Origin of the sequence: Mesorhizobium sp. M0960, from assembly GCF_040319055.1 — a bacterium.
Lineage (GTDB): Bacteria > Pseudomonadota > Alphaproteobacteria > Rhizobiales > Rhizobiaceae > Mesorhizobium.
Genome location: NZ_JAMYNN010000001.1, coordinates 405304 through 430902 on the forward strand (window position 1 = coordinate 405304; position 25599 = coordinate 430902).

The following is a 25599-nucleotide window of genomic DNA, read 5'->3' on the forward strand; positions in this document are numbered from 1 at the left end:
AACCGTCGTCCTAATGTGAGTAAATGAGAGGAACTTGAATGGCCGCCCCCGGCGAGAATCTGCGAATCAATTCAGACCGTTTGTGGGATTCGATAATGGAGATGGCGAAGATCGGCCCCGGCATTGCCGGCGGCAATAATCGCCAGACCGTTACCAACGAGGATGGCGAAGGGCGGCACCTGTTCAAGCGCTGGTGCGATGAGGCGGGGCTCGAAATGGGCGTCGACGAGATGGGTACGATGTTTGCCCGTCGCGAAGGCACCGACCCCAGCCTGCCGCCGGTGTATGTCGGCAGCCATCTCGATACGCAGCCGACCGGCGGCAAGTACGACGGCGTGCTCGGCGTGCTCGGCGGCCTGGAGGTTGTGCGCTCGCTCGACGATCTCGGCATCAAGACCAAGCACCCGATCGTCGTCACCAACTGGACCAACGAGGAAGGCGCGCGCTTTGCGCCGGCGATGATGGCGTCCGGGGTATTCGCCGGCGTGCTCGATCAGGCCGAAATCTATTCGCATGTCGACAAGGACGGCAAGAAATTCGGCGAGGAGCTCGAACGGATCGGCTGGAAGGGCACCGAAAAGGTCGGCGAGCGCAAGATCCACGCCTTCTTCGAATTGCATATCGAGCAGGGCCCGATCCTCGAGGACGAGGGCATCGACATTGGCGTCGTCACCCATGGCCAGGGACTGAAATGGCTGCAGGTGACGCTGACCGGCAGGGAGGCGCATACCGGCTCTACGCCGATGCCGAAGCGGCGCAATGCCGGGCTCGGCATGGCGCGGGTGATCGAATTGGTGCACGAGATCGCCATGGACTACCAGCCGGACGCCGTCGGCGCGGTCGGCCATATGGAGGTCTATCCGAACTCGCGCAACATCATCGCCGGACGCACCGTCTTCACCATCGACATCCGCTCGCCGGAAAAGGAGGTGCTGGACGCCATGGACGGCCGCATCCGCGAAGGCATCGACACGATCTGCGAGGCGCTCGACATCAAATATCAAATCGATCAGGTCGGTCATTTCGATCCGGTCACCTTCGACGCGGGCTGCGTCAAGGCTGTGCGGGATGCGGCGGAGCGCCTGGGATATACGCATCGCAACATCGTCTCCGGCGCCGGCCACGACGCCTGCTGGATCAACCGCGTCGCACCGACGGCGATGGTGATGTGTCCCTGCGTCGACGGGCTCAGCCACAACGAGGCCGAGGAGATCACCAAGGAATGGGCAACGGCCGGCGCCGACGTGCTGTTCCACGCGGTGGTCGATACGGCGGTGATTGTCGAATGATGGGATAGCTGCCACCTCGCAACGCCGCTCGCAAGAAGCGCGAAAAGAATAAGGGAACAAGAAAATGTCCAAAGTCATCAAGAATGGCACCATCGTCACCGCGGACCGGACATGGAAGGCCGATGTGCTGTTCAGGCACGGCAAGATCGTCGGCATCGGGCCGGATCTGCATGGCGACCATGAGTTCGACGCCAGCGGCTGCTATGTCATGCCGGGCGGCATCGACCCGCATACCCACCTCGAAATGCCGTTCATGGGCACCTATTCGGCCGATGATTTCGAGAGCGGCACCCGCGCCGCGCTCGCCGGCGGCACGACGATGGTCGTCGATTTCTGCCTGCCGGCGCCGCAGCAGTCGCTGCTCGAGGCCTTGCAGATGTGGGACAACAAGACTTCGAAGGCTTCCTGCGATTATTCCTTCCACATGGCGATCACCTGGTGGGGCAAGCAGGTGTTCGACGAGATGGCCACCGTCGTCGACAGGGGCATCACCTCGTTCAAGCATTTCATGGCCTACAAGGGTGCGCTGATGGTCGATGACGACGAGCTGTATTCGTCGTTCCAGCGCTGTGCCGATCTCGGCGCGCTGCCGCTGGTCCATGCCGAGAATGGCGACGTGGTGGCGGCACTATCGCAGAAGCTGCTGGCGGCGGGCAATAGTGGTCCGGAGGGACACGCCTATTCGCGCCCGCCGGAAGTCGAAGGCGAGGCGACCAATCGTGCCATCATGATCGCCGACATGGCCGGCGTGCCGCTCTATGTCGTGCATGTCTCCTGCGAGCAGGCCCACGAGGCCATCCGCCGGGCGCGCCAGAAAGGCATGCGGGTATTCGGCGAGCCGCTGGTCCAGCACCTGACGCTGGACGAGAGCGAATATTTCAACAAGGACTGGGACCATGCGGCGCGGCGCGTTATGAGCCCGCCCTTCCGCAACAAATGGCATCAGGATTCGCTGTGGGCCGGCCTGCAGGCTGGGTCACTGCAAGTGGTGGCGACCGACCATTGTGCCTTCACCACCAAGCAGAAGCGCAACGGCGTCGGCGACTTCACCAAGATCCCGAATGGCACGGGCGGGCTCGAGGATCGTTTGCCGGTGCTGTGGACGACCGGCGTCAACACCGGCCGGCTGACGATGAACGAGTTCGTCGCGGTGACCTCGACCAACATCGCCAAGATCCTCAACATGTACCCGAAGAAGGGCGCCATCGTCGAAGGCGCGGACGCCGACATCCTTGTCTGGGACCCGAAGCGCAAGAAGAAAATCACGGCCAAGAAGCAGCAGTCGGTGATCGACTACAACGTCTTCGAAGGTTTTGAGGTAACCGGCCTGCCGCGCTTCGTCTTCTCGCGCGGCGAACTGTCGATCGAGGAAAACGAGGTTAAGGCAAAGCCCGGCCATGGCGAATTCGTCGCTCGCGAGCCGAACGCGGCGGTCAACCGGGCACTGTCGACCTGGAAGGAAATTTCCGCGCCGCGCAAGGTGGAGCGTACAGGCATCCCGGCGACGGGCGTTTGAGCTTGGCGAGCCACGGAGCGATCATCTCAATGGCCGCGGTGATCCTTGCCGCCGGGCCGGCGGCGGACGTCCTTGCCGGCTCCTTTGGCAATGAGGTCGGCTGCGCTGGTGTACGGCTCGGTTATCAGGACAGCGACGATTATGTCGTGCTGACCGCCGAGGGCGTCGAAACCTATGGCAGCGGCTGCGAGTTCGCACAGCCATTGACGACGACGCCTGGCACCCAGTTGTTGAGCTCCACCTGTTTCGCCGAGGGCGAGAAGGGGACGACCACGGATGTCGTCAAGGTCATCAACAAAGGAGGGGACGGTTTCTTCGTGACCATTCCCGGCCTTGAGGAGATGGGGCCGCTGAAATCATGTTCGTGACGGTGCCGATGACGGCCGCCGCCTCGACCCAGTCCTCAGGCGACCAACCCGTCCAGTTCCGGCAGCAGGACGACGCTTTCCTGTTCGTTGGGATCGGTGCGGGCAATAACCGCCGAGGCGGGGCTGTCGCTCAGATTGGCCGGCAGATGCGGCACACCGGGGGGAATATAGAAAAGATCGCCGGCCTTGACCACGATATGCTGTTCGAGCCGGTCGCCATACCAGGTATGGACTTCGCCGGAGAGCACATAGATCGCGGTTTCATGGTTTTCGTGCATATGCGCCTTGGCGCGGGCGCCCGGAGGCATGGTCAGCAGATGCATGCAGATGCCGGAAGAGCCGACGCTTTCGGCGGCGATACCGGCGAAATAGCTCAGGCCCTGCTTGCCTTCATAAGAGCTTTCAGGGCGGATAAGATGGCACGTCGGTTTGGGCGACATCGGGGCAACTCCGGGCGTCTATCTGATGGGACAAGGGCACGTAGAACTGCGGCACGTAGAACTGGGGCGAGTAGGACTGGGCGAGTGGAAAGCAACATCGGGGTAAAATCAATCGGATTCCGGCCGGCGCCGCAGTGGCCGGAAGCGACAGGCTACGGCCGATGACGGGAGCATCGCCAGCCGTTGTTTCGGCAAGCAAGCTTGGCCTGACCTTCCAGACCAATGACGGTCCGGTGCAGGCGCTGTCGAATGTCGACCTGACCATCGGCAAGGGCGAATTCGTGTCCTTCATCGGGCCCTCCGGCTGCGGCAAGACGACCTTGCTGCGCGTCATCGCCGATCTGGAGAAGCCGACATCGGGAGCCATTTCCGTCAACGGCATGACGCCCGAGCAGGCGCGCCAGCGCCGCGCCTATGGCTATGTCTTCCAGGCGGCCGCACTTTATCCGTGGCGCACGATCGAGCGCAATGTGGCGCTGCCGCTGGAGATCATGGGCCTGTCCAGGGCGGAGCAGGCGGCGCGCATCAAGCGAACCCTCGACCTCGTCAACCTCAGCGGCTTCGAGAAGAAATACCCTTGGCAGCTTTCGGGCGGCATGCAGCAGCGCGCCTCGATCGCACGGGCGCTCGCCTTCGATGCCGACCTTTTGTTGATGGACGAACCGTTCGGCGCGCTGGACGAGATCGTGCGCGACCACCTCAACGAACAACTGCTGGAGCTTTGGGAGCGGACCAACAAGACCATCTGCTTCGTCACCCATTCGATCCCCGAGGCGGTCTATCTGTCGACGCGCATCATCGTCATGTCGCCGCGCCCGGGGCGTGTCAGCGATGTCATAGAATCGACGCTGCCGAAGAAGCGGCCGCTCGATATCCGCGAGACGCCGGAGTTCCTGGCCATCGCGGCACGGGTGCGCGACGGGCTGAGGGCAGGGCACAGCTATGATGATTGAGCGGGATGAGGGTCCTCCTCTCCCCGACGGGGAGAGGGTGGCCGGAGCGAAGCGGAGGTCGGGTGAGGGGGCGGCGCTAACAGATCCAACTAAAAGAAATGTTGGGGCAACCGCTCGTGCCCGAAAGCTCCGGTTTGACGAGACCGAGGCTGAGTACCGGCTTTGGGGGGAACTGAGAGGACGTCATCTCAACGGCTACAAATTTGTGAGGCAGGTGCCCCTTGGCCTTTTCATCGCGGACTTCGTTTGTCGCGAGAAGGGTCTGATTGTTGAAGTCGACGGCAGTCAGCATGCGGATTCTCCAACCGATACGGCGAGAACTGCTTGGCTGAATGGCTATGGCTATTCCGTTCTTCGGTTCTGGAACCATGAAGTTCTGGCCGAACGTCGAGCGGTCCTTGATACGATATTGGCTTGCCTCGACGGAAAGATTTCTACCCCCTCACCCGGCCTCCGCTTCGCTCCGGCCACCCTCTCCCCGTTGGGGAGAGGAGGGCGCCAAGCGCCCGAGGATCGCTAGATGGACTCGTTTCGCGACAAGATCGTTCCCGTGACCTCGATCCTCCTGGGCGTGGTCGTCGTCTGGTACGTCATGGCCGTTGTCCTCAACGCGCCGTTCCAGCGCGATCTCGACCGCCGCGCCAATTTGACACCGGGCATTGTGGAATTCATCGGCAAGACGCTGGCACAACCGAAGCCGACGCTACCGGCGCCACACCAGGTGGCGGTGAATTTTTTCGAAAACACCTTTTTGCGCAGCATCACCTCGAACCGCAGCCTTGTCTACAATGCCTGGGTGACGCTGTCGTCGACGCTGCTCGGCTTTGCCTTCGGCACGGCGCTCGGCATCGTCATCGCCGTCGGCATCGTGCATGTGGCGACGCTCGACCGCAGCATGATGCCGTGGATCATCGCCTCGCAGACCATTCCGATCCTGGCGGTGGCGCCGATGATCATTGTCGTGCTGGCGGCGGTCGGCATCACCGGGCTGATCCCGAAAGCGCTGATCTCGACCTATCTGTCGTTCTTCCCGGTGGCGGTTGGCATGGTGAAGGGGCTGCGCTCGCCCGAGCTCACCCATCTCGACCTGATGCATACCTATAATGCCAGTCCCTCGCAGACCTTCTGGAAATTGCGGGTGCCGGCCTCGGTGCCGTTCCTGTTCACCTCGATGAAGGTGGCGGTGGCCGCCAGCCTGGTCGGCGCCATTGTCGGCGAGCTGCCGACCGGCGCCGTCGCCGGCATCGGGGCCAAATTGCTCGCCGGCGCCTACTACAGCCAGACGATCGACATCTGGTCGGCGCTGGTCGCCGGCTCGGTGGTGGCGGCGCTGCTGGTTATGCTGGTCGGCATTGCTGGGCGCCTTGTCGACCGCGCCATGGGCGGGAGGCCGGCATGAGCTCGCTCCTGAGCCTTTCCTCAATCACCCCCCGATCCTGGCAAGGATATGCCGCGCTTATCCTGCTTGTCGGCGCGCTGCTTCTTTGGCCGCTCGTCAGTGCTACGCCCGGTTACGGCATGGCGACTACGGTTTTGATTTTCATTTTGCTGCTCATGGCAATCGAGGCCGACAACTTTCCACCGATGATCGGGGTGGTGTTGCTGTTCCTTGGCGCGCACGGCGCGGCGTGGATGTTGCTCGCCGGCATAACCGGCAATGAGGGCAGCGCTCGTGGCTCCTTCTATCTGCTGCTCGTCGCGGCGTGGTTTTTGGCCTGGCGCTGCGTAACGGTCTTGTCGTCGGTTCGCCCGACGTCGCGCTGGGCGTCAACCGCCTTGCGCCTGATCATTCCAGCCATCTTCGGCGCTTGGATCCTGATCATCTGGGAGGCGGTGACGCGTGGCGCCGGCATTCCCTTCATCCTGTTGCCGCCGCCAAGCGCCATCGGTGCACGCATCGTCGGCTCGCTGCCGGTGCTGGGGGCCGATGTCAGGCAGACCATCTTCAAGGCGGTGATCTTCGGCTATGTCGTGGGCAGCAGCGCCGGCTTCCTCGTTGCCATCGCCGCCGACCGTGTGCCGTTCCTGCGGCGCGGGCTTTTGCCGATCGGCAATATGGTGTCGGCGCTGCCGATCATCGGCGTCGCGCCGATCATGGTCATGTGGTTCGGCTTCGACTGGCAATCCAAGGCAGCCGTGGTCATAATCATGACCTTCTTCCCGATGCTGGTGAACACCGTCGCCGGGCTTACCGCCTCCGGCCATATGGAGCGCGACCTGATGCGCACCTATGCCTCGAGCTACTGGCAGACGCTGTTCAAGCTGCGGCTGCCGGCGGCGGCACCGTTCATCTTCAATGCGTTGAAGATCAATTCGACGCTGGCGCTGATCGGCGCCATCGTCGCCGAGTTCTTCGGCACGCCGGTGGTCGGCATGGGATTCCGCATTTCGACGGAAGTCGGCCGGATGAACATCGACATGGTGTGGGCCGAAATCGCAGTTGCAGCACTTGCGGGTTCGGTCTTTTATGGCGTGGTCGCTCTTTTCGAGAGAGCAATCACGTTTTGGCATCCCTCTGTCCGTGGTGGATAGGGGCGGTGGGTTTAGGGCGCTAACTTCAGAGGGTAAAAACATGAAAAGACTTGTTGTTTCGATGCTGGCCGGCGCGATGTCGCTTGCCGCCTTCCAGGCGATGGCCGCAGACAAGGTGACGCTGCAGCTGAAATGGGTCACCCAGGCACAGTTCGCCGGCTATTATGTCGCCAAGGCCAAGGGCTTCTATGACGCCGAAGGCCTCGACGTCGACATCAAGCCCGGCGGCCCGGACATCGCACCCGAGCAGGTCATTGCCGGCGGCGGTGCCGACGTCATCGTCGACTGGATGGGCGGCGCGCTGGCTGCACGCGAAAAGGGCGTGCCGCTGGTCAACATCGCCCAGCCGTTCAAGAAGGCCGGCATGGAGCTGGTCTGCCCGAAGGACGGCCCGATCAAGACGGAAGCCGACTTCAAGGGCCATACGCTCGGCGTCTGGTTCTTCGGCAACGAGTATCCGTTCTATGCCTGGATGAACAAGCTTGGCCTCAAGACCGACGGCGGGCCGGACGGCGTCACTGTGCTCAAGCAGAGCTTTGACGTGCAGCCGCTGATCCAGAAGCAGGCGGATTGTATCTCGGTGATGACCTATAACGAATACTGGCAGCTCATCGACGCCGGCTACAAGCCGGAAGAGCTGACCGTCTTCAACTATTCCGCCATGGGCAACGATCTGCTCGAAGACGGGCTCTATGCGTTGGAGGACAAGCTCAAGGATCCGGCCTTCGAGGACAAGATGGTGCGTTTTGTGCGCGCTTCGATGAAGGGTTGGAAATACGCTGTCGACAATTCCGACGAGGCGGCCGGCATCGTCATGGACAATGGCGGCCAGGACGAGAACCACCAGAAGCGGATGATGGGCGAAGTCGCCAAGCTGATCGACAATGCCGACGGCAAGCTCGATCCGGCGACCTACGAGCGCACCGCCAAGGCGCTGCTCGACCAGAAGATCATCACCAAGGAGCCGACCGGCGCCTACACGACCGCGATCACCGACAAGGCGATCAAATAGAGCTATCAAGCAGGCTCTGTTGGAAGACGAAAAGGGGCGGGCGACCGCCCCTTTTTAGTGGATGTAAAATGAACGTTACCGGTGGAAACATCCGCTCGCAAAATCGTTGTGCCGGTGCATCCGCCTCAAGGGTGTCACAACGGAGGTTTCCATGCGCATCCAGTCCTTCACGCCGATGCTTTCGGCGCTGGCCATTTCTGCAGCCATCTTCTCTGCTTCACCGGCCCTGGCCGAAACTATAAAGATGACGGCGACGCTCGATGGTGCTCAGCAGAACCCGCCCGTCACCACGAAGGGCAAGGGCACCGCCACGCTCAGGTTCAACACCGCCACCAAGAAACTCAGCTGGACGGTGAGATATTCCGGCCTCAGCGGGCCGGCGAAGGCCGGGCACATTCACGGCCCGGCGGCAGAGGGTCAAAACGCCGATCCAGTGGTGCCGTTCGAAGGCAAGCTGAAGAGCCCGATCAAGGGTTCGGCGACATTGACCGATGCCCAGGCGACCGATCTTGAGGCGGGCAAATATTACGTCAACATCCACACCGCGGCCCACGCCGACGGCGAGATCCGCGGCCAGATCGAAAAGGTCAAATAGGCAGATCAAGACGACAAAACAGGGCAACCACCCTGTTTGTCAGGCCTTGTCGCGAATCTGGGTCATCGTGCGGGTCGGCGTGATGGCTTCGGGGTCGAGCCTGATCTCGACGATCGACGGCTTGCCGCTAGCACGCGCGCGCTCGAAGGCCGCCGCGAAGTCGGCGGTCTTTTCCACCGTCTCGCCATGGCCGCCATAGGCACGGGCCAAAGCAGCAAAGTCGGGGTTTTTCAGATCGGTGGCGACGACACGGCCGGGATATTCGCGCTCCTGATGCATGCGGATGGTGCCATAAATGCCGTTGTTGACTACGATGACGATGATCGGCAATCCGTATTGTACGGCGGTGGCGAATTCCTGCCCGTTCATCAGGAAACAGCCGTCGCCGGCGAAGGCGATCACGTCGCGGTCGGGGAAAAGCTGTTTGGCGGCGACCGCCGCCGGCGTGCCGTAGCCCATCGAGCCGGATGTGGGTGCTGCCTGCGTGCCGAAACGCCGGAAGCGATGGTAGCGATGCACCCAGGTGGCGTAGTTGCCGGCGCCATTGGTGAGGATGGCGTCGTCCGGCAGCATCGTTTCGAGATAATTCATGATCGGCCCCATCTGCACGGCGCCGGGGCCGCTCTCCGGAGGCGTCGACCAGTCGAGATAGGCGGTGTGCAGCTTCGCTGCCTCCGCCGCCCACACCGGCGTTGCGGCCGGCTTGCGTTTGGCAAAGGCTTCGACGAAAGCGGCAGGCGAGGTATTGATCGCCAGCGCCGGCCGGTAGACGCGGCCGAGCTCGCCGGCGTCGGCATGGATATGGACCAGCGTCTGGTCGGGGTAGGGGCTCTTCAGCAGCGTGTAGTCGGATGACGGCATCTCGCCCATGCGGCCGCCGATCAGCAGCACAAGGTCGGCCTGCTTGATGGCGGTTGCCACTTTGGGATTGATGCCGATGCCGACATCGCCGGCATAGTTCGCGTGGAGATGGTCGAACAGCATCTGGCGGCGGAAGGAGCAGCCGACCGGCAGCGACCAGGCTTCGGCTATCGTCCGCATCCGTGCAACGGCCTGCGCATCCCAGCGCGTACCGCCAAGGATGACGAACGGCCGCTTTGCCTTGTTGAGCAGCTCGTCCAGCGCGTCGAGCTCGGCTTCGCCAGGCCGCGTCTCGACAGGGGTGTAATGCCGGGCTTCCGGTGCCTCGGCAAGGCTGGTCAGCATGTCCTCGGGCAGCGAGATGACGACCGGGCCCGGGCGGCCGGACGTCGCCACTGCAAATGCCCGTGTAACGAATTCGGGGATGCGCGCGGCGTCGTCGATCTCGACCACCCATTTGGCGATATCGCCGAAGAACCTGACATAGTCGACCTCCTGGAAGGCCTCGCGCCCCTTGGCGTGGCTGGCGACCTGGCCGATGAACAGGATGAGGGGGACCGAATCCTGCATGGCGATGTGGATGCCGGCCGAGGCATTGGTGGCGCCTGGGCCGCGGGTGACGAAGCAGATGCCGGGCCTGCCGGTCAGGCGGCCATGGCAGTCGGCCATCATTGCGGCACCGCCCTCCTGGCGGCAGACGATGGTGCGGATTGGCGAATCATGCAGCGCGTCGAGCACCGCCAGATAGGATTCGCCGGGCACGCAATAGATACGGTCCGTTCCGTTGGCTTCGAGCGCATCGACGATGAGTTGTCCGCCGGTCTTCATTTTCCTGACCTCTCCAGTTCGGCAAGGATTTCTTCGGTGTGTTCGCCGAGACGCGGCGACGGCCGTTCATAGACCAGCGGCGTGCCGGACATGACCATCGGCGCGCGCACCGAGGGCAAGAGATTGCCATGGCCGTCATCGAGGTCGAGCCGCATGCCGCGCGCGATGGTCTGCGGGTCGGCAAACATCTGGCCGATATTGTTGATCGGGCTGGCCGGCACGCCGGCTGTCTCCAGCCTGGCCAGCAGCGGGTCGCGATCGAAGACCTTCAGCGCCTCGACCATGTGCTCGCGCAGCTTTGCCCGGTTGGCGACGCGGGCGGGATTGGTGGCGAAGTCAGGGTTCGAAGCCAGCTCATCGAGGCCGACGGCAGCGCAAAACTTTGCGAATTGGCCGTCATTGCCGACCGCCAGGATGATGTGGCCATCTTTCACCGGCACCACCTCGTAGGGCGCGATGTTCATATGCGCATTGCCCATCTGCACCGGCGATTGTCCGGAGACGAGATAGTTGAGGTTCTGGTTGCCGAGCGTTGAGATCTGGGTGTCGTAGAGCGCCATGTCGATATGCTGGCCTTCGCCGGTCTTCTCGGCGTGGCGAAGTGCCGCCTGGATGGCAACGACCGAATAAAGCCCGGTGAAGACATCTGAAATAGCCACGCCCGCCTTCTGCGGTTCGCGGCCGGCTTCGCCGGTGATCGACATCATGCCGGCCATGCCCTGGATGATGAAATCATAACCGGCGCGCGGCGCATACGGTCCCGACTGGCCAAAACCGGTGATCGAGCAATAGATCAGCCGTGGGTTGATTTTCCTCAGGCTGTCATAGTCGAGGCCGTATTTCTTAAGTCCGCCGACCTTGAAGTTTTCGATCAGCACTTCCGAGGTCGCGACCAGCCGGCGCACCGTCTCGGCGCCCTCGGGCGTCGAGAAGTCGATGGCGATGGAGCGCTTGCCGCGGTTGCAGGAATGGTAATAAGCGGCCGAAAGGTTCTCGCCATCATGGCCGATGACGAAGGGCGGTCCCCATTTGCGGGTGTCGTCGCCGCTGTCCGGGCTCTCGACCTTGATCACGTCGGCGCCGAGGTCAGCAAGCAGCTGCCCGGCCCATGGCCCGGCGAGGATGCGTGCGAGTTCGATGACGCGGATGCCTTTGAGCGGAGGCTCAGTCATGGATCACCGTGGTTGGCCGAAAGCGCAGGCTTAGATGTTTTTTGTGCATGTCGTTATCCCAAAACCGCTGCGCACCCTCGGGTCGAGCCCAAGGGCATGCTTTGGGCGACATCCCACTATCAATCCCGGGTGCCGCTGTCACGGCCCTTGCAATGGGCCAAGTATCAAGGCGCCCTCAGCACGCGATCGGCCCAAGCGGCAAAATCCTCCATGATGATGTCTCGATTGACCTCGTTCAGGCTCTCGTGGCGGGTTTCGGCGTAAACCTTTGAAACGAGATTCGAAAAGCCCAGCATGTGCATCCGGCCGGCGAGATGGCTGACCGCCTTGCCGCCGTCCGAGGCCGGATCCTGCCCGCCTCCGACCAGATTGACGAACAGGTCGCGCCGCACGCCGGAAAAATTGCGGTCGCGGCCGCAATGCAGCGTCATCTTGACGATGTCCTGCCACATCGACACCGATGCGTCCCAGCCGCAGAGCGGGTCGGCGATGTATTTCTCGACTTCGGCGGCATCGCGCGACAGCCAGTCGAAGGGCGTCCGGCGATCGGGCACTGCCTTGCCCCAAGCCCGGAACGTCAGCCGGGGCAGCATGCGCGACGGCACGTCTGAGCCAAGCCGGAACTTTTCCCAGGCAAGCATGCCCAGCGCGATTTGGCCGAGCAGTCCGGCAGAGAAATTGCCGTTCCAGATCGCGGCGGCATGGATGCGCGCCGAGTTGCGGAGGACAAAGTTCAGAGCGACCGACGCGCCCAAGGAGTGACCGAAGGCGATGACCGGCAGGCCGGGCTGTTCCCTGGCGATCAGATCATGGACGGCAGCGACATCGGCGATGACCTTGGCACCTCCATCCGCATCGGCGAACCTGCCAGGTGGCGCGTCGGGCGCCTTGGTGACGCCGTGGCCACGGTGGTCGTGCGCGTAGACCTGGTAGCCGCGCGCGCCGAGGAAATCGGCGAAGCGGGCATAGCGCGCCGCGTGCTCGGCCAACCCGTGATTGATCTGGACAATGGCGCGCGGCTGGCCTGTGGCGTGTTTCACATAAAGGTTGAGCTCGGCGCCGGTCGGCGATGCCAGCATCCTCTGCTTGTCAAATGGCATGTCTCGCTCCCGTCGGCGACTGTTGGGCGACGCAGCGATCGACGTCAAGAGACGTAGGGTACCCATTCGACGCTAGTTGACAGTATGCTGTCAATATGATTACATGACAGCATACTGTCAATTGGCCAGCAGATTGGGGGTATGACTATGAAAACCACCGGGGCCATTTCGCGGCGTGCAATCTTGCTGGCGGGCTTCGCCTTCACGACGGCCACCCTGTTGCCAGGGATTGCTGCGTTCAGTCAGGAAACCAGGGAGATGACCCATGATGACGTCCACCGTTCCAGGCCCGCAAGGCCAGCTTGCCACTTATAGGATCAACGCCGGCAATGGCCTGCCGATCCTGTTCCTGCATGGAGATTGCAGCCGCGCTTCCCACTGGGACCGGGTGATGCAGCTCTCCGTCGAAGGCCGCGAGGCGGTAGCCTTCGATTTTCGCGGCCATGGCGCCTCCGCGCCGGCGCAGGACGGTGACTATGGCTATGACGGCCGTGCAATGGATGTCGGTGCCGTGGCCGACGCGTTTGGCCTGAAGCGGTTTCTCATTGTCGCGCACAGCGGCGGCGGTGGTGTGGCGCTCGCTTATGCCGCCAGCCATGCCGACCGGGTCGCAGGTGTCTTGCTCGTCGACCCGGCGACCAATCCTCGTGCGCTGCCGCAGGCGATTCGCGACGGCTTTGTCCGCGATCTGGCCGGTCCGCAAGGCCGCGATGTCCTGAACGCCTATTACACGTCGATTGCCGGCCCTAACGCGGCTGTTCGCCAGCGTGTTCTGGCCGATGTGGCAGTGGTCGATCCGGCGGCGAGGGCAGGTGTCGGCAAGGCACTGGCCGAATGGAACCCGGAGCCGGCACTCAATGCGTATCGCGGGCCTATGTTCGTATTGGCTACCGAGGCCAGTGACACTCCAGCCGCGCTCTACCGGCTGCGCACGGACATTCCGCGCCAGATCGTGGCGGGCAGCGGCCATTGGGTGATGCTTGACAAGCCCGAGGTCGTAGCCGAAGCCGTTAATAATTTCGTCGCGACCATCGAGGCCGGCCAGAAATGACGACCAGGACCGAAGCGGCAAATGTGTTCACGGAACTCGTGCTTGCCGTGTTCAGGATGAACGGCAGTTTTCTGGATGCGGCCGACCGGCTGGCCGCTCCAACCGGGCTGACGGCAGCGCGCTGGCAGGTTTTGGGTGCGGTTTTGAAGGAGCCGAAATCCGTGGCCGACGTCGCCCGCGACATGGGTCTCGCCCGTCAGAGCGTACAGCGGCTGGCCGACATACTGGCTGCGGAGGGGCTTGCCGCCTATGCCGACAACCCAGCGCATCGCCGCGCCAAGCTGTTGTCGATAACCGATGCCGGCCGGGCAGTGGTCAAGAATATCGGCACACGCCAGCATGTTTGGGCGAACCGCGTTTCGGAGGGTATGGACGCCGACGCGCTAAAAGCCTCGCTTGATCTGCTGCGCACCTTGACAGAACGCGTGGAGGCGGGCGGATCCTGATCGACCACACGGGAACCGTCTCAATGCGCTGGCGATTGTTTTTACGGCCGACGAAAGAAATCGTAATTCTGACATGTCGCAAGTTCTAGCTTGCGGCGTGAATACGAGGAGTGCCGGAATGCGGATTTGGGCGATATGGGGGGCGGTGTTTCTTGCGTTTGCTGGCGCAAGCGCGGCGCGGGCCGATGTGAAGATGACCGGCTCTTTCGTCGCCGATGCCGCCTGTCCGGCAACGCAGGCGATCAAGAGCGGCAAGAATCCCCGCAACGTCTCGACCGCGGCTGGCCAGAGTTACGATCTGCTGGCCGGCAACAAGGACGCGCCCACGCACTATCTCATCCGCGTTCCGGGCGCCGATCCGGAGCGCCGCTGGGTTAAGATCAGCTGCGGTCACGTTTCGGGCGGCAGCGCGTCGACGATACCGGCTGCACCGGCGCCTGCCGAGCCGAACAAGCCATCGGCGTCCGGAAAGCCGGAATATGTCTTCGCGCTGAGCTGGCAGCCGGCTTTCTGTGAGACCAAATCCAGCAAGACCGAATGCCGGGCGCAGACCGCCGCCGGTTTCGATGCGACCCACTTCACCTTGCATGGGTTGTGGCCGCAACCGAATGGAAATTTCTATTGCCAGGTCGCGGCAAGCGACAAGGCGAACGACGATCCGGCACATTGGCGGGATTTGCCGCCGGTCACGCTGGACCCGAATACGCGATCGGAACTCGACCAGGTGATGCCGGGCACCGCATCCGCCCTCGAAAGGCATGAATGGATCAAGCACGGCACCTGCTACGGCAAGAGCCAGCAGGAGTATTTCTCCGACGCTTTGAACCTGATGCAAGCGGTGAACGCGTCGCCGGTGCGCGATCTCTTCACCAGGAACGTCGGCAAGCAGCTGACATCCGATCAGATCCGCAGCACCTTCGACAGCGCCTTCGGCAAAGGCGCGGGCGACCGGGTCCGCGTATCCTGCGTGGTCGATCCCTCGAGCGGCAGGCGGCTGATCGACGAGCTGACGCTCGGCCTGGCCGGCCCGATCGCTTCGAACTCTTCGCTCGGTGCGCTGCTGCTTGCCTCGGCACCGACAGCCAAGGTGGGTTGTCCGAAGGGTACCGTCGACGCCGTCGGGTTCCAGTAGACAGGCCGAACGCGACTGTCGCCTTGCGCCGGGGGTGGTATGGTCTTGAAGGCACACATTCGTAGGGGGTGGCGATGAGTGGCATGACGAACGGGGCGCTGGCGCGGCTGGCGTTCTGGGCCAGGGGCATGACGGCGATCCGAGACGGCCATATGGAATGGCCGGGCTTTTCCTACACCGAAGTGGAGTGGGCGCGCATGACCACGCTGGCCAAACCGATCGGCGGCGGCACCTACCAATTGTTCACGCTGGTCAACGCGGCGATCTTCATCGCCATCGCCGCGCTCGGGATCTTCTGTGTCTTCCTGCCGCTGGCGACGCTGCTGTTCCCGGTACCACCCGAAACCAGTGCGCTCAAGTTTTCGCTGCTCCTGGCGGCATGCGCCTTGCTGATCATCGGCATCGGCTTGCCGATTTCGCTGCGTCTCTCGACCGCGCTGGTCGCGCCGAAGGCAATGCGGGCCGCGCTTGTCGCCGTGCCCGGCGACCAGATGCTTGCGGCAAAAGTGTCATGGCAGATCAACCGGATCACGCTCGTGCTTTGCGGCCTGCTGGTGCCGGGCATTCTTCTGTTCATCGCCTACGACATCGATGCCGGCCCGGTCATCGCGGCAATGAAATGGCTGGCGATCGGGTTGATGGCGGTTTCGGTTGCGATCGGCGCATGGCAGCGGCGCAAACAATCCTGATTGCGCCAATCCGAGACCAGAGTGAGAGTTACGCGCCGGCGCTGCGCTCCGGCCTGTTCCATGTGTTGCGCCCGTCTGCTTCGTTGCCACCCGGTTCGCCGACAACGCGATCGCGTCCGGTCGATTTGGCCTTGTAGAGACGCTGGTCGGCCAGCGCAAAGAGATCGGCAAGGCAACGCGTCGTCTCGCTGACCGTCGAGATGCCGGCGCTGACGGTGATGTCGAACCGGCTGGTGCTCGCAGACGTCTTGACCGCTTGCCTGACGGTTTCGCCCAGCAGTCTGGCGAGCGGCTGTGGACGCCAGCAGAGGATGGCGAATTCCTCACCGCCGATCCTGAACAATTGATCTTCGGTCCCGACAAGTTCGCCAAGCAAAATCGCCAGGGCTTTCAGCACCTTGTCTCCCTCGGCGTGGCCGAAGCGGTCATTGATCGATTTGAAGTGGTCGACATCGATGATCAGCAGGCTGAGCGGCCTGGCAGTCCGCAGGCTGGCGGCGACGGCGGCCTCGCCATCGCTGTCGAAGCGCCCCCTGTGCAGGAGGCCGGTGAGGCCGTCGCGACCGACATGCTCGACCAGCGCCTCATAGCGCTCGCGATAGGTCAGCGTGTCGAAAATGTCGGAAAGCCCGCGCGGCGCCGGCACCTGCCGCGCCTCGAACCACCTGATATAGGCGACCAGCATGGTGCTGTAGACCAGGGCCGCTGCCATCTTGGCGAACCAGCCGCCGAAGAACACCGCGACCGGCGCACCGGTGACGAAATGCAGCGCCGTGAAAAAGCCTGCCTGGTCGAAGGTGAGCACGCAGGCGACGGAGACCAGGATGCGGGTGAAAAGCGCCTTGCGCAGATATTTGCCGAGCTTTTCATAGAGCAGGATGATCAGGATGGCGTCGACGAACAGCAGCGTCGTGCCCCACACCATCAGCCAGCCCATCTCGTCGATGAAGCCGATGTCGGGAAGCTTGCCGTCGGGCAGCGGTGCGATGTCATGCAGGCGCAGGATCAGCACGAGCCCGATCATCAGGGCATTGCCGAGCAGCAGGCCGTAAATCGGCTGCCGGACAGTTGCCGCGTCCTCCTTGATGTAGAGCAGGAGCAGCATGACCAGCTTGCCGGAAAACAGCACGGCCGAACCCGGCGATACCATGCCGAACGGCAGCGCGACGTAGAAGACGCTGGCGAGATAGGTTTCCAGGAAATGCATGACGCCAATGGCGCAAACAAAGACACCGAGGCCGATGCGGCCCCTGAACCGGAAAAGCGTGACCATGATGCCGAAATAGAGAACCGCTTCGGCAAAAAGCAGGAAACTGTTCAACACGGCCCGATCTCTCTCCCCGAAATCGCGGCTGCCAGCGATTTCCCATCCAAACACTGTTTTGACGCGGAATGGTTAACCGGAGCTTTCGCCCGGGCGCCGGCACGAAATGAAGCGGCTAAGCGTTCGCGGTGCGACCAACTCCGCCTGGGACCAAAACTGTTTGCCGTTCGGGGCCGCATCGCTTACATAGCCCCCAACTTCCATTCAATCCGACATCAGTCGACTTTTCAGGGAAAGCGCGCGTGGCACGCCAGTTCATCTATCACATGGCCGGCCTCAACAAGGCCTACGGCACCAAGAAGGTGCTCGAGAACATCCATCTGTCCTTCTACCCGGACGCCAAGATCGGCATCCTCGGTCCCAACGGCGCCGGCAAGTCGACGATTCTCAAGATCATGGCCGGCATCGACAAGGAGTGGAGCGGCGAGGCCTGGCTGGCCGAGGGTGCTACCGTCGGTTACCTGGCGCAGGAGCCGGCGCTCGATCCGAACAAGAATGTGTTCGAAAACGTCATGGAAGGCGTTGCCGCCAAGACCGCGATCATCGAGCGCTACAACGAATTGATGATGAACTATTCCGACGAGACGGCGGACGAGTCGGCCAAGCTGCAAGACGAGATGGACCGGCTCAATCTGTGGGATCTCGAGCAGCAGGTCGAGATGGCGATGGAGGCACTCGGCTGCCCGCCCAAGGAGGCCGATGTCACCAAGCTGTCGGGCGGCGAACGCCGTCGCGTCGCGCTCTGCCAGCTCTTGCTGCGCCAGCCCGACCTTCTGCTGCTCGACGAGCCGACCAACCATCTCGACGCCGAGACGACGGCGTGGCTGGAAAAGCATCTGCGCGCCTATCCGGGCGCGGTGATGATCATCACCCACGACCGCTACTTCCTCGACAATGTCACCGGCTGGATCCTCGAGCTCGATCGCGGCCGCGGTATCCCGTACGAAGGCAACTACACCAAATATCTCGAAGCCAAGGCCAAGCGGCTCAAGCAGGAAGGCCGCGAGGACGATGCGCGCCAGCGGGCGATCGGCCGCGAGCGCGAGTGGATCCAGTCCAGCCCGAAAGCCCGGCAGACCAAGTCGAAGGCCCGTATCCAGGCGTTCCAGGATCTGCTGGATGCGGCCGACAAGCGGCGTCCGAGCGATACGCAGATCGTCATTCCGCATGGCGAGCGGCTCGGCAATGTGGTGATCGAGGTCGAGGACCTGTCGAAGGGCTTTGGCGACACGCTTTTGATCGACGATCTCGAATTCAAGCTGCCGCCCGGCGGCATCGTCGGCGTCATTGGCCCGAACGGCGCCGGCAAGACGACGCTGTTCCGCATGATCACCGGCCAGGAAAAGCCCGATGCCGGCACCATCCGCGTCGGCGAGACGGTCAAGCTCGGTTATGTCGACCAGAGCCGCGACGCACTCGACCCGACCAAGACCGTCTGGGAAGAGATCTCGGGCGGCGCCGAAGTGGTCAAGCTCGGCAAGTTCGAAGCCAACACCCGCGCCTATTGCGCGTCGTTCAATTTCCGCGGCGGCGATCAGCAGCAGAAGGTCGGCAACCTGTCCGGCGGACAGCGCAACCGCGTGCATCTGGCAAAGATGCTGAAGACCGGCGGCAATGTGCTGCTGCTCGACGAGCCGACCAACGATCTCGATACCGAAACGCTGGCCGCACTTGAAGACGCGCTCGAGAGCTTCGCCGGCTGCGCCGTCATCATCTCGCACGATCGCATGTTCCTCGATCGTCTGGCGACGCACATCCTCGCCTTCGAGGGCGACAGCCATGTCGAATGGTTCGAAGGCAATTTCGAGGATTACGAGCAGGACAAGATCCGTAGACTCGGGCCCGATGCCGTCAATCCGCACCGCATGACGTATAAGCGGCTGACGAGGTAGGGTCTCGATCCGTTGCGGGCGATCGTCGTTTGGCCTAAATTGATCGGATGGAGTTGCCCATGATCACGGTCAAATTGCCGCAAAAAGCCGAGAAGCTGCTGGCCGATATTGCCAAGGCCAGCGGCCGTACGATCGATCAGGTCGCAGTTGAAACGATCCTCGAAACCATTGAGGATTGGCAGGATGCCAGGATTGCGGAGGAACGCCTGAGGGATGACGACGGCGTACGCATTCCGTTGGAAGAGGTGATCCGGAAGCTTGAACTTCGCGAAGTCGAGGAGCGGCACAAGAAACCTGCCGCTGAATGAGTTGGCAGGTCGAGTTTACGCGAGCCGAAAAAGACATTGAAGGGCTTTCACCGAAGGACTAGCGCCGTGTCCTAGAATTCCTGTATCAAAGAGTTTCTGTGCACCCCAATCCAAGAGCACTCGCCAAACGGCTGACTGGGACCAAGGAAGCTTGGCGGTTTCGCGTCGGCGACTACAGAATCATTGCCCAGTTTCAGGACAGCCGGCTCGTCGTGCTGATCGGGAGATAGGCAACCGTCGCGAGATCTATCGATGAATAACAGCATAGCGGTAAAGGCAAAACCCGACTGGTCCGCCGCACTCTACCTGAAATTCGAGGATGAGCGCACGCGGCCGGCGCGCGACCTCCTAGCGCAGGTGCCAGTGCCGGAACCGCGCCGGGTGGTGGACATTGGCTGTGGGCCGGGCAATTCGACCGAATTGCTGGTCGAGCGCTGGCCGCAGGCACAGATCAGCGGCTTCGATACCTCGCCCGACATGATCGAGAAGGCGAAGGCGCGCCTGCCCGGCGTCACCTTTGCCTTGGCGGACGCGGCGACGTGGCAGCCGGCCGAACCGGTCGACGTGATCTTCGCCAATGCAGTGTTTCAGTGGCTACCGGAGCATCCGGCTGTCTTCCAGCGGCTGATAGGATTTTTGGCGCCCGGCGGCGCGCTTGCCGTGCAGATGCCGGACAATATGGGCGAGCCTTCGCACCGGCTGATGCGGGAGACCGCGGCCGAGATGCCGTTCACTGAAAAGTTCGAGCGTGCGGCCCGCGCGCCGCTGCCGCCTGTCGCGTTCTATTACGACCTTTTGTCGCCATTCTCGGATCGGCTCGATATCTGGCACACGATCTACAACCATCCGCTGGCCGATGCCGAGGCGATCGTCGAATGGGTGAAGTCGACGGGGCTGAAGCCGTTCCTCGATCCGCTCGACGAAGGCGAGCGGCAGCTTTTCCTGAAGCGCTACACGGCCAGGATCGCCGAAGCCTATCCGAAAACGGCAAGCGGCAAGGTGTTGCTGCGCTTTCCCCGTGTCTTCATCGTGGCGCGGCGTTCTGCTTAGAAACTCTTAGCTACACCCAAAAACAGCCAGCAGCGGATGCTTGACCGGCTTTCGCCGTCATGCGCATCTCGCTGGGGCAGGGATGGCGGCCCTCATGGGCCATGGGGGGTGGATGATGACACTGAAAACGCTCATTTTCGGCGGCAGCATTTGTGCGGCCGCTGTGCTTGCCTTTCGATATCGGCGCAGGCCAAGCGAGCGCGCTGCTTCACCAGCGATGACGGGTATTTCTCCTGCAGCTATCGGGCGCTGGATGATGCCGGCAGCTTTCGCATCTCGGCGCCGGGCTATCCGACTTACGTCCTGGAGATCGACGACCCGGGTTTTGCCTACGGCTATGTCAATCTCGGCCAGCGCAACGTGCCGCTGCCCGGACAATTCGTGCGCAGCAATGATGACGGTGCCTGCTGGAACAACCCGCAGACCAATACCAAGCTCTGCGCCTGGTAAAGACCCGTTCCAGGGACTTGATTTAAGCCGGCATAAACTGGCTAGGTGCAAAAAGAGGTTGCGCCGAGCTTTTGCGGCGTCGACATGAAGCCGCAACGCCTGCGCACGGGACGAACTGGAAATGCATCGCGTCATCATCAGCGGCATCGGCGTTGAAATCCCCGAAGCGTCGATCACCAATGAGGAGCTCGTCGCCAGCTTCAACACTTGGGTGGACATGGAGAACGTCCGGCGCGAGGTCTCGGGCGAGCCGCTGCTGCAGAAATCGGACAGTGCCTTCATCGTCCACGCCTCGGGCGTCCAGACCCGCCATGTCATCGAACGGGAAGGCATCCTCGACCCGACCCGCATGGCGCCGCGCTTCCCGGCGCGGCCCGACGATGCGCTGTCGCTGGAGGCCGAGTTCGGCATCGCCTCGGCCAGCAAGGCGCTCGATCATGCCGGGCTGAAGCCTGGGGATATCGACCTGGTGATCTGCTCGGCCTCGCACCATCAGCGGCCCTATCCGGCTATCGCCATCGAAATGCAGCAGGCGCTGGGCACGAGAGGCGCCGGCTTCGACATGGGGCTTGGCTGCTCTTCGGCGGCGGTCGCATTGCACATTGCGGTCAATCTGGTGCGGGCAGGGGCGCATAAACGCGTACTGGTGACGACGCCGGAGATCATCACGGGCCAACTCAATTTTCGCGACCGGCAGACGCATTTCATCTTCGGCGACGCGTCCGTGTCGATGATCGTCGAAGGGCTCGCCCAGGGCGAGAAGCGGTCGGGGCGTTTCGAGGTGCTCGACACGCGTGCCTGGACGCAGATGTCGAACAGCATCCGCACCAATCTCGGTTACTATACCCGCGCCACCCAGGACGATCCGTACATGATCGATCTGGAAGGCAATCTGATCAAGCAGATCGGCAACAAGGTGTTCAAGGAAGTCACCGTCGCCGGCCACAAGTTCATCGTCGAATTCCTGGCCGAACACGGGCTGACACCGCAAGCGATCCGGCGCTTCTGGCTGCATCAGGCGAATGCGCGGATGAATGCCATGATCCTGAAATTGTCGTTCGGCCATGACGTCGACCATGACCGCGCGCCGATGGTGCTGGAGCGCCTCGGTAATACTGCCGCCGCCGGTGCCATCATCGCCCTGTCGGAGAACCATGCCGACATGAAGGCCGGCGACTACGGCCTGCTCTGCGCCTTCGGCGCCGGCTACTCGATCGGCGGCGCGCTATTGCGCATGCTTTGACCATTTCGGCGCGAACGGAACCAGCATCGGAACGCGCCGAGCAGAGTCGCATCAGTCCGCTTGATCGGAGCATCAGCGCTTTCGACTGGACCCGATGAGCTGACCGCGGCTAATTGCGCGTATCACGCGAGGAACGAACCCATGCTGGATCTTTTTCCCGAAGCCGAAACTCCGGTCGAGATCGTCCCGGCGCGAAAGCTCACCGCCAGGGTGGCCTCGCTCTATCTCGCGCTGTTCGATCATTTCGAGACACGAGCCATCGACACCTTGCAGCTTGGCTTCGACGGCATTGAAGGCGATTTCCACGCTGGCACGACACGGCGCTCCGGCGGACGGGAACCCTGGTATCCGCGCGGCACCGAAATGCGCAACGAACGGCAATTGTCGATCGTGGCGGCGGACGAACTGACCACCGTCGCCGAACGGATGGGCATCGCCGAGATCAAGCCGGAATGGATCGGCGCCAATCTCCTAATCGAAGGCCTGCCGCACCTCTCGATGCTGCCGTCCGGCGCGCTGCTGTTCTTCAAAGGCGGCGCGACTGTCAAGATCGACGCGCAGAACGGGCCTTGCCGCATCGCCGGGCGATCGGTCGCCGAAAGTGCCGGGATGGCCGATCACGAGGCCGGCGCGCTGCTGTTCGCGAAAGCGTCGAAGCGTTTGCGCGGCCTCGTCGCCTGGGTCGAGAAGCCCGGCACGATCACGGCCGGCGAGGAGATTTCGGTGCGCGTGCCAGAACAGTGGATTTACCGGGCCTGAAGACTAAAATCTTAGAGGATCAGGGATTGTCTGTTTGTAGTTGGCTGCTGAAACAGCTTCCAATCCATCGCCTTGTTTGGCCGTTTTCTTTGTTCGCCGCAATTTCGTCACCGCAATTCTTGCAACGATAGATGCCGGAATTCGGTGGCTTGCTGCCTGGCGACCATTCGTTGTCGTAAGCAACGCTGTCTTCTTGTGCCGCAAGCTCGGTGTTATCATAACAGTTTCAGGCGTGGCCACGTTTCATCCGCGCCTGCTTAAGGATGGCGCGCCAGCGGATCATGGCGAAGGGAATAGGCTCGTTGTTGTTGGCAATGTGGAAGATCTCGTTGTTGAGGTTCTTCAGCGAGCGCCAGAAATCATAGTCGGTGATGCGTGGGTCAGCCGCCAGCCTGTCCGCCTCGACCTTGATGTCGGTTTTCATGCACGTTCCCCGAACCGCTGCTGCTCCGCCGCCCGTATCGCAATTCGATGCGGATGGTTTTCCAACGCCGCGCTGAGTCGTTCAACGTCTCAATTCGGCTTGTTCACGTTAAAACCTCGGTAAGGTTAACGGCGGTTGGGTTGCGGTTCAAGCCGGCTTACGACGAATACCGATCGAGCGGCCGGCGCGCTCCGGCATCGGCAGGGCGGCATGGGCGGCGCGCATCGCTTCGACATTGGCAAGGACGTCGGCGGGGAAGGGCGCCACCTTCGGGCCAGCCATGTCGACATGCAGCGACAGCGTTTCAGACGTGGCGGCAAGCCAGCCGTCGACATGGCGGATTTCCTGATAGGCCCTCAGCCGCTTGTCGTCATGGTCGAGGAGTTGGAACGAGACCGTGACCTTGTGGTCGAGATGCAGCTCCTGGACGTAGCAGACATGGACTTCCGCGGTGTAGATGGTCAGCCGCCGTTCCCTTACATAGTCCATCCCCATTCCCATCATCTCGAAGGCTTCGTCGGAGCAACGGTCGAACAGCACGTTGTAATAGGCCATGTTGAGATGGCCGTTGTAGTCGATCCAGGCCTTCTCGATGTCCATGGCGCGAGAGACGAAAGGGGCGGGGATGGGCATCGGAAACTTCCTTCTCGTCATGCCGGGATGAGCGTGGACTGGACAGAGCGTGGTCGGTGAGACTACGCATCCCTAGATGCAGAACAAGGGTGGACGCTGGTCCATTCGCGGAGGAATCGATGGCTCTAAGCGACCTCAACCCGGTCGAACGCAACGAGGAAGGCATTGCCGCCGTGCTCGGCATCCTCAAGCAGCGGCTCGGCGAGCGATTCCAGACCGGCCAGGCGATCCGCGCCCAGCACGCGCACACCACGACCTATATCCCGACGCAAGCGCCGGATGGTGTCGCCTTTGCCGAGACGACGGAGGAGGTCCAGGAGATCGTGCGTGCGTGCGCGGCACATCGCGTGCCGGTGATCGCCTTTGGCGTCGGCTCTTCGCTCGAAGGTCACACCAATGCGCCGGGCGGCGGCATCTCGCTCGATACGTCACGCATGAACCGCATCATCGCGGTCAATCCGCAGGACCTCGATTGCATCGTCGAGCCCGGCGTGACGCGCGAGGACCTCAACCGGCATCTGCGCGACACCGGCCTGTTCTTTCCGATCGACCCGGGCGCCAACGCTTCGCTCGGCGGCATGGCGGCGACACGGGCGTCGGGCACCAACGCCGTGCGCTACGGCACGATGCGCGACAACGTCCTGTCACTGACGGCGGTGATGGCCGACGGCGAAGCGGTTACGACCGGAAAGCGCGCCAAGAAAAGCTCGGCCGGCTATGATCTGACGCGGCTGCTGATCGGCTCGGAAGGTACGCTTGGCATCATCACCCAGCTGACCTTGAAGCTGCAGGGCATTCCGCAGGCGATTTCGGGCGGCGTCTGCCCGTTTCCCAGCGTCGAGGCGGCCTGCAACGCGGTGATCGCGACCATCCAGATGGGCATTCCGGTGGCGCGCATCGAATTGGTCAATGCGCTGCAGATGCGAGCGATGAAGACCTATTCGAAGCTCGACTATCCGGAGAGCCCCTGCCTGTTCGTCGAGTTCCACGGCAGCGATGCCAGCGTCGCCGAACAGGCCGAGACTTTCGGCATGATCGCCGAGGAAAATGGCGGCGGCCCGTTCCTGTGGACCAGCATCGCCGAAGAGCGGACAAAATTGTGGAAAGCCAGGCACGATGCCTACTGGTCATCGCTGACGCTGCGGCCGGGCGCCAAGGGCCTGTCGACCGATGTCTGCGTGCCGATCTCGCGCTTTGCCGAATGTGTCACCGAGACCGAGGCGGATATCGCCGAGATGGGCCTGGTCGCACCGATCGTCGGCCATGCCGGCGACGGCAATTTCCATGTATTGGTGCTGATGGACGTGGACGACCCGAAGGAGATCGCATTGGCGGAAAAATTCGTGGCGCGGCTCAATATGCGCGCCATCGCCATGGACGGCACCTGCACTGGTGAGCATGGCATAGGGCAGGGCAAGATCGGCTTCCTGCGGCATGAGCTCGGTCATGGCGTCGACATCATGCGCACGATCAAGCAGGCGCTCGACCCGCTGAATATCATGAACCCGGGCAAGATATTGCCGGCCGAATAG

Annotated in this window: 28 protein-coding genes; 21 read left to right on the forward strand and 7 right to left on the reverse strand. The window is 62.5% G+C overall.

The features are described from left to right. The first annotated feature begins 38 nt into the window (after nt 1–38). The 3 genes from NKH63_RS02060 to NKH63_RS02070 all read left to right on the forward strand — a co-directional run bounded on the left by NKH63_RS02060 (nt 39) and on the right by NKH63_RS02070 (nt 3173). Nucleotides 39–1289: a Zn-dependent hydrolase gene (locus NKH63_RS02060; RefSeq protein ID WP_352482945.1), complete on the forward strand. Its 1251-nt coding sequence runs from the start codon at nt 39–41 to the stop codon at nt 1287–1289. Nucleotides 1290–1353: 64 nt separating this feature from the next. Continuing rightward, nucleotides 1354–2805: a dihydropyrimidinase gene (gene hydA / locus NKH63_RS02065; protein ID WP_352482947.1), complete on the forward strand. Its 1452-nt coding sequence runs from the start codon at nt 1354–1356 to the stop codon at nt 2803–2805. 29 nt (nt 2806–2834) lie between these two features. Next, nucleotides 2835–3173 (forward strand): hypothetical protein, encoded by a 339-nt coding sequence (locus tag NKH63_RS02070; RefSeq protein WP_352482948.1) that lies wholly within the window; start codon nt 2835–2837, stop codon nt 3171–3173. A 35-nt stretch (nt 3174–3208) separates the two neighbouring features. Here NKH63_RS02070 and NKH63_RS02075 read toward each other — a convergent pair whose 3' ends face one another. After that, a complete protein-coding gene (locus NKH63_RS02075; protein ID WP_352482950.1) occupies nt 3209–3613 on the reverse strand; it encodes a cupin domain-containing protein in 405 nt (134 codons plus the stop codon). A 161-nt stretch (nt 3614–3774) separates the two neighbouring features. Here NKH63_RS02075 and NKH63_RS02080 point away from each other — a divergent pair, with 161 nt between their 5' ends. From NKH63_RS02080 to NKH63_RS02105, 6 genes are all read left to right on the forward strand, one after another. Beyond that, on the forward strand, nt 3775–4566 hold the full coding sequence (locus NKH63_RS02080; protein ID WP_023720849.1) for an ABC transporter ATP-binding protein: 792 nt from the start codon (nt 3775–3777) through the stop codon (nt 4564–4566). After that, nucleotides 4559–5086: an endonuclease domain-containing protein gene (locus tag NKH63_RS02085; RefSeq protein ID WP_502896296.1), complete on the forward strand. Its 528-nt coding sequence runs from the start codon at nt 4559–4561 to the stop codon at nt 5084–5086. Before NKH63_RS02080 ends, NKH63_RS02085 begins: the two co-directional genes overlap by 8 nt. Further along, nucleotides 5087–5965 (forward strand): ABC transporter permease, encoded by an 879-nt coding sequence (locus NKH63_RS02090; RefSeq protein ID WP_352482952.1) that lies wholly within the window; start codon nt 5087–5089, stop codon nt 5963–5965. After that, on the forward strand, nt 5962–7098 hold the full coding sequence (locus NKH63_RS02095) for an ABC transporter permease (RefSeq protein ID WP_031194513.1): 1137 nt from the start codon (nt 5962–5964) through the stop codon (nt 7096–7098). The genes NKH63_RS02090 and NKH63_RS02095 overlap by 4 nt, the downstream gene beginning before the upstream one ends. A gap of 40 nt (nt 7099–7138) precedes the next feature. Next, a complete protein-coding gene (locus NKH63_RS02100; RefSeq protein WP_352482954.1) occupies nt 7139–8110 on the forward strand; it encodes an ABC transporter substrate-binding protein in 972 nt (323 codons plus the stop codon). A 151-nt stretch (nt 8111–8261) separates the two neighbouring features. After that, nucleotides 8262–8705: a CHRD domain-containing protein gene (locus NKH63_RS02105; RefSeq protein WP_352482955.1), complete on the forward strand. Its 444-nt coding sequence runs from the start codon at nt 8262–8264 to the stop codon at nt 8703–8705. Nucleotides 8706–8744: 39 nt separating this feature from the next. Here the strand turns inward: NKH63_RS02105 and NKH63_RS02110 are convergent, their stop codons facing one another. The 3 genes from NKH63_RS02110 to NKH63_RS02120 all read right to left on the reverse strand — a co-directional run bounded on the left by NKH63_RS02110 (nt 8745) and on the right by NKH63_RS02120 (nt 12666). Continuing rightward, nucleotides 8745–10394, reverse strand: a complete 1650-nt coding sequence (locus tag NKH63_RS02110) for a thiamine pyrophosphate-binding protein (protein WP_023720843.1) — start codon at nt 10392–10394, stop codon at nt 8745–8747. Then, a complete protein-coding gene (locus NKH63_RS02115) occupies nt 10391–11566 on the reverse strand; it encodes a CaiB/BaiF CoA transferase family protein (protein ID WP_352482956.1) in 1176 nt (391 codons plus the stop codon). The genes NKH63_RS02110 and NKH63_RS02115 overlap by 4 nt, the downstream gene beginning before the upstream one ends. A 164-nt stretch (nt 11567–11730) precedes the next feature. Beyond that, nucleotides 11731–12666, reverse strand: a complete 936-nt coding sequence (locus tag NKH63_RS02120) for an alpha/beta fold hydrolase (RefSeq protein WP_352482958.1) — start codon at nt 12664–12666, stop codon at nt 11731–11733. Between the two features lie 265 nt (nt 12667–12931). Between NKH63_RS02120 and NKH63_RS02125 the strand changes: the two genes are divergently transcribed. The 4 genes from NKH63_RS02125 (at nt 12932) to NKH63_RS02140 (ending at nt 15984) form a co-directional block, all read left to right on the forward strand. Then, nucleotides 12932–13717: an alpha/beta fold hydrolase gene (locus NKH63_RS02125; RefSeq protein ID WP_023720840.1), complete on the forward strand. Its 786-nt coding sequence runs from the start codon at nt 12932–12934 to the stop codon at nt 13715–13717. Beyond that, the gene (locus tag NKH63_RS02130) at nt 13714–14163 is read left to right on the forward strand and encodes a MarR family winged helix-turn-helix transcriptional regulator (protein ID WP_352917625.1); all 450 of its coding nucleotides are present in this window, start codon (nt 13714–13716) and stop codon (nt 14161–14163) included. Before NKH63_RS02125 ends, NKH63_RS02130 begins: the two co-directional genes overlap by 4 nt. Nucleotides 14164–14281: 118 nt before the next feature. Next, a complete protein-coding gene (locus NKH63_RS02135; RefSeq protein WP_352482960.1) occupies nt 14282–15295 on the forward strand; it encodes a ribonuclease T2 family protein in 1014 nt (337 codons plus the stop codon). A gap of 74 nt (nt 15296–15369) precedes the next feature. Next, complete coding sequence (locus NKH63_RS02140) at nt 15370–15984, forward strand: hypothetical protein (RefSeq protein WP_352482961.1); 615 nt, start codon at nt 15370–15372, stop codon at nt 15982–15984. A gap of 28 nt (nt 15985–16012) precedes the next feature. Here NKH63_RS02140 and NKH63_RS02145 read toward each other — a convergent pair whose 3' ends face one another. Continuing rightward, entirely contained in the window at nt 16013–17308 is a 1296-nt protein-coding gene (locus tag NKH63_RS02145; protein ID WP_352482962.1) for a GGDEF domain-containing protein, read from the reverse strand. Nucleotides 17309–17550: 242 nt separating this feature from the next. Between NKH63_RS02145 and ettA the strand changes: the two genes are divergently transcribed. From ettA to NKH63_RS02180, 7 genes are all read left to right on the forward strand, one after another. Then, on the forward strand, nt 17551–19200 hold the full coding sequence (ettA, locus tag NKH63_RS02150; RefSeq protein ID WP_023720834.1) for an energy-dependent translational throttle protein EttA: 1650 nt from the start codon (nt 17551–17553) through the stop codon (nt 19198–19200). 59 nt (nt 19201–19259) lie between these two features. After that, nucleotides 19260–19508 (forward strand): DUF6290 family protein, encoded by a 249-nt coding sequence (locus tag NKH63_RS02155; protein WP_352482964.1) that lies wholly within the window; start codon nt 19260–19262, stop codon nt 19506–19508. 98 nt (nt 19509–19606) lie between these two features. After that, nucleotides 19607–19738, forward strand: a complete 132-nt coding sequence (locus NKH63_RS02160; protein ID WP_352482966.1) for a type II toxin-antitoxin system RelE family toxin — start codon at nt 19607–19609, stop codon at nt 19736–19738. A gap of 22 nt (nt 19739–19760) precedes the next feature. Continuing rightward, nucleotides 19761–20558 carry a trans-aconitate 2-methyltransferase gene (tam, locus tag NKH63_RS02165; RefSeq protein WP_352482967.1) on the forward strand — a complete coding sequence of 266 codons (798 nt, stop codon included), beginning with the start codon at nt 19761–19763 and terminating at the stop codon, nt 20556–20558. Between the two features lie 108 nt (nt 20559–20666). Then, on the forward strand, nt 20667–21008 hold the full coding sequence (locus tag NKH63_RS02170; RefSeq protein ID WP_352482968.1) for a hypothetical protein: 342 nt from the start codon (nt 20667–20669) through the stop codon (nt 21006–21008). 121 nt (nt 21009–21129) lie between these two features. Continuing rightward, nucleotides 21130–22251: a beta-ketoacyl-ACP synthase III gene (locus NKH63_RS02175; RefSeq protein ID WP_352482970.1), complete on the forward strand. Its 1122-nt coding sequence runs from the start codon at nt 21130–21132 to the stop codon at nt 22249–22251. A gap of 141 nt (nt 22252–22392) precedes the next feature. Beyond that, nucleotides 22393–23010 (forward strand): MOSC domain-containing protein, encoded by a 618-nt coding sequence (locus tag NKH63_RS02180; RefSeq protein WP_352482971.1) that lies wholly within the window; start codon nt 22393–22395, stop codon nt 23008–23010. Nucleotides 23011–23236: 226 nt separating this feature from the next. Here NKH63_RS02180 and NKH63_RS02185 read toward each other — a convergent pair whose 3' ends face one another. After that, entirely contained in the window at nt 23237–23434 is a 198-nt protein-coding gene (locus NKH63_RS02185) for a hypothetical protein (protein ID WP_023676715.1), read from the reverse strand. Nucleotides 23435–23581: 147 nt separating this feature from the next. Further along, nucleotides 23582–24067 (reverse strand): thioesterase family protein, encoded by a 486-nt coding sequence (locus NKH63_RS02190; protein WP_023720828.1) that lies wholly within the window; start codon nt 24065–24067, stop codon nt 23582–23584. A 119-nt stretch (nt 24068–24186) separates the two neighbouring features. On the opposite strand from NKH63_RS02190, the gene NKH63_RS02195 reads away from it, so the two are divergent. Further along, a complete protein-coding gene (locus tag NKH63_RS02195; protein WP_352482973.1) occupies nt 24187–25599 on the forward strand; it encodes an FAD-binding oxidoreductase in 1413 nt (470 codons plus the stop codon).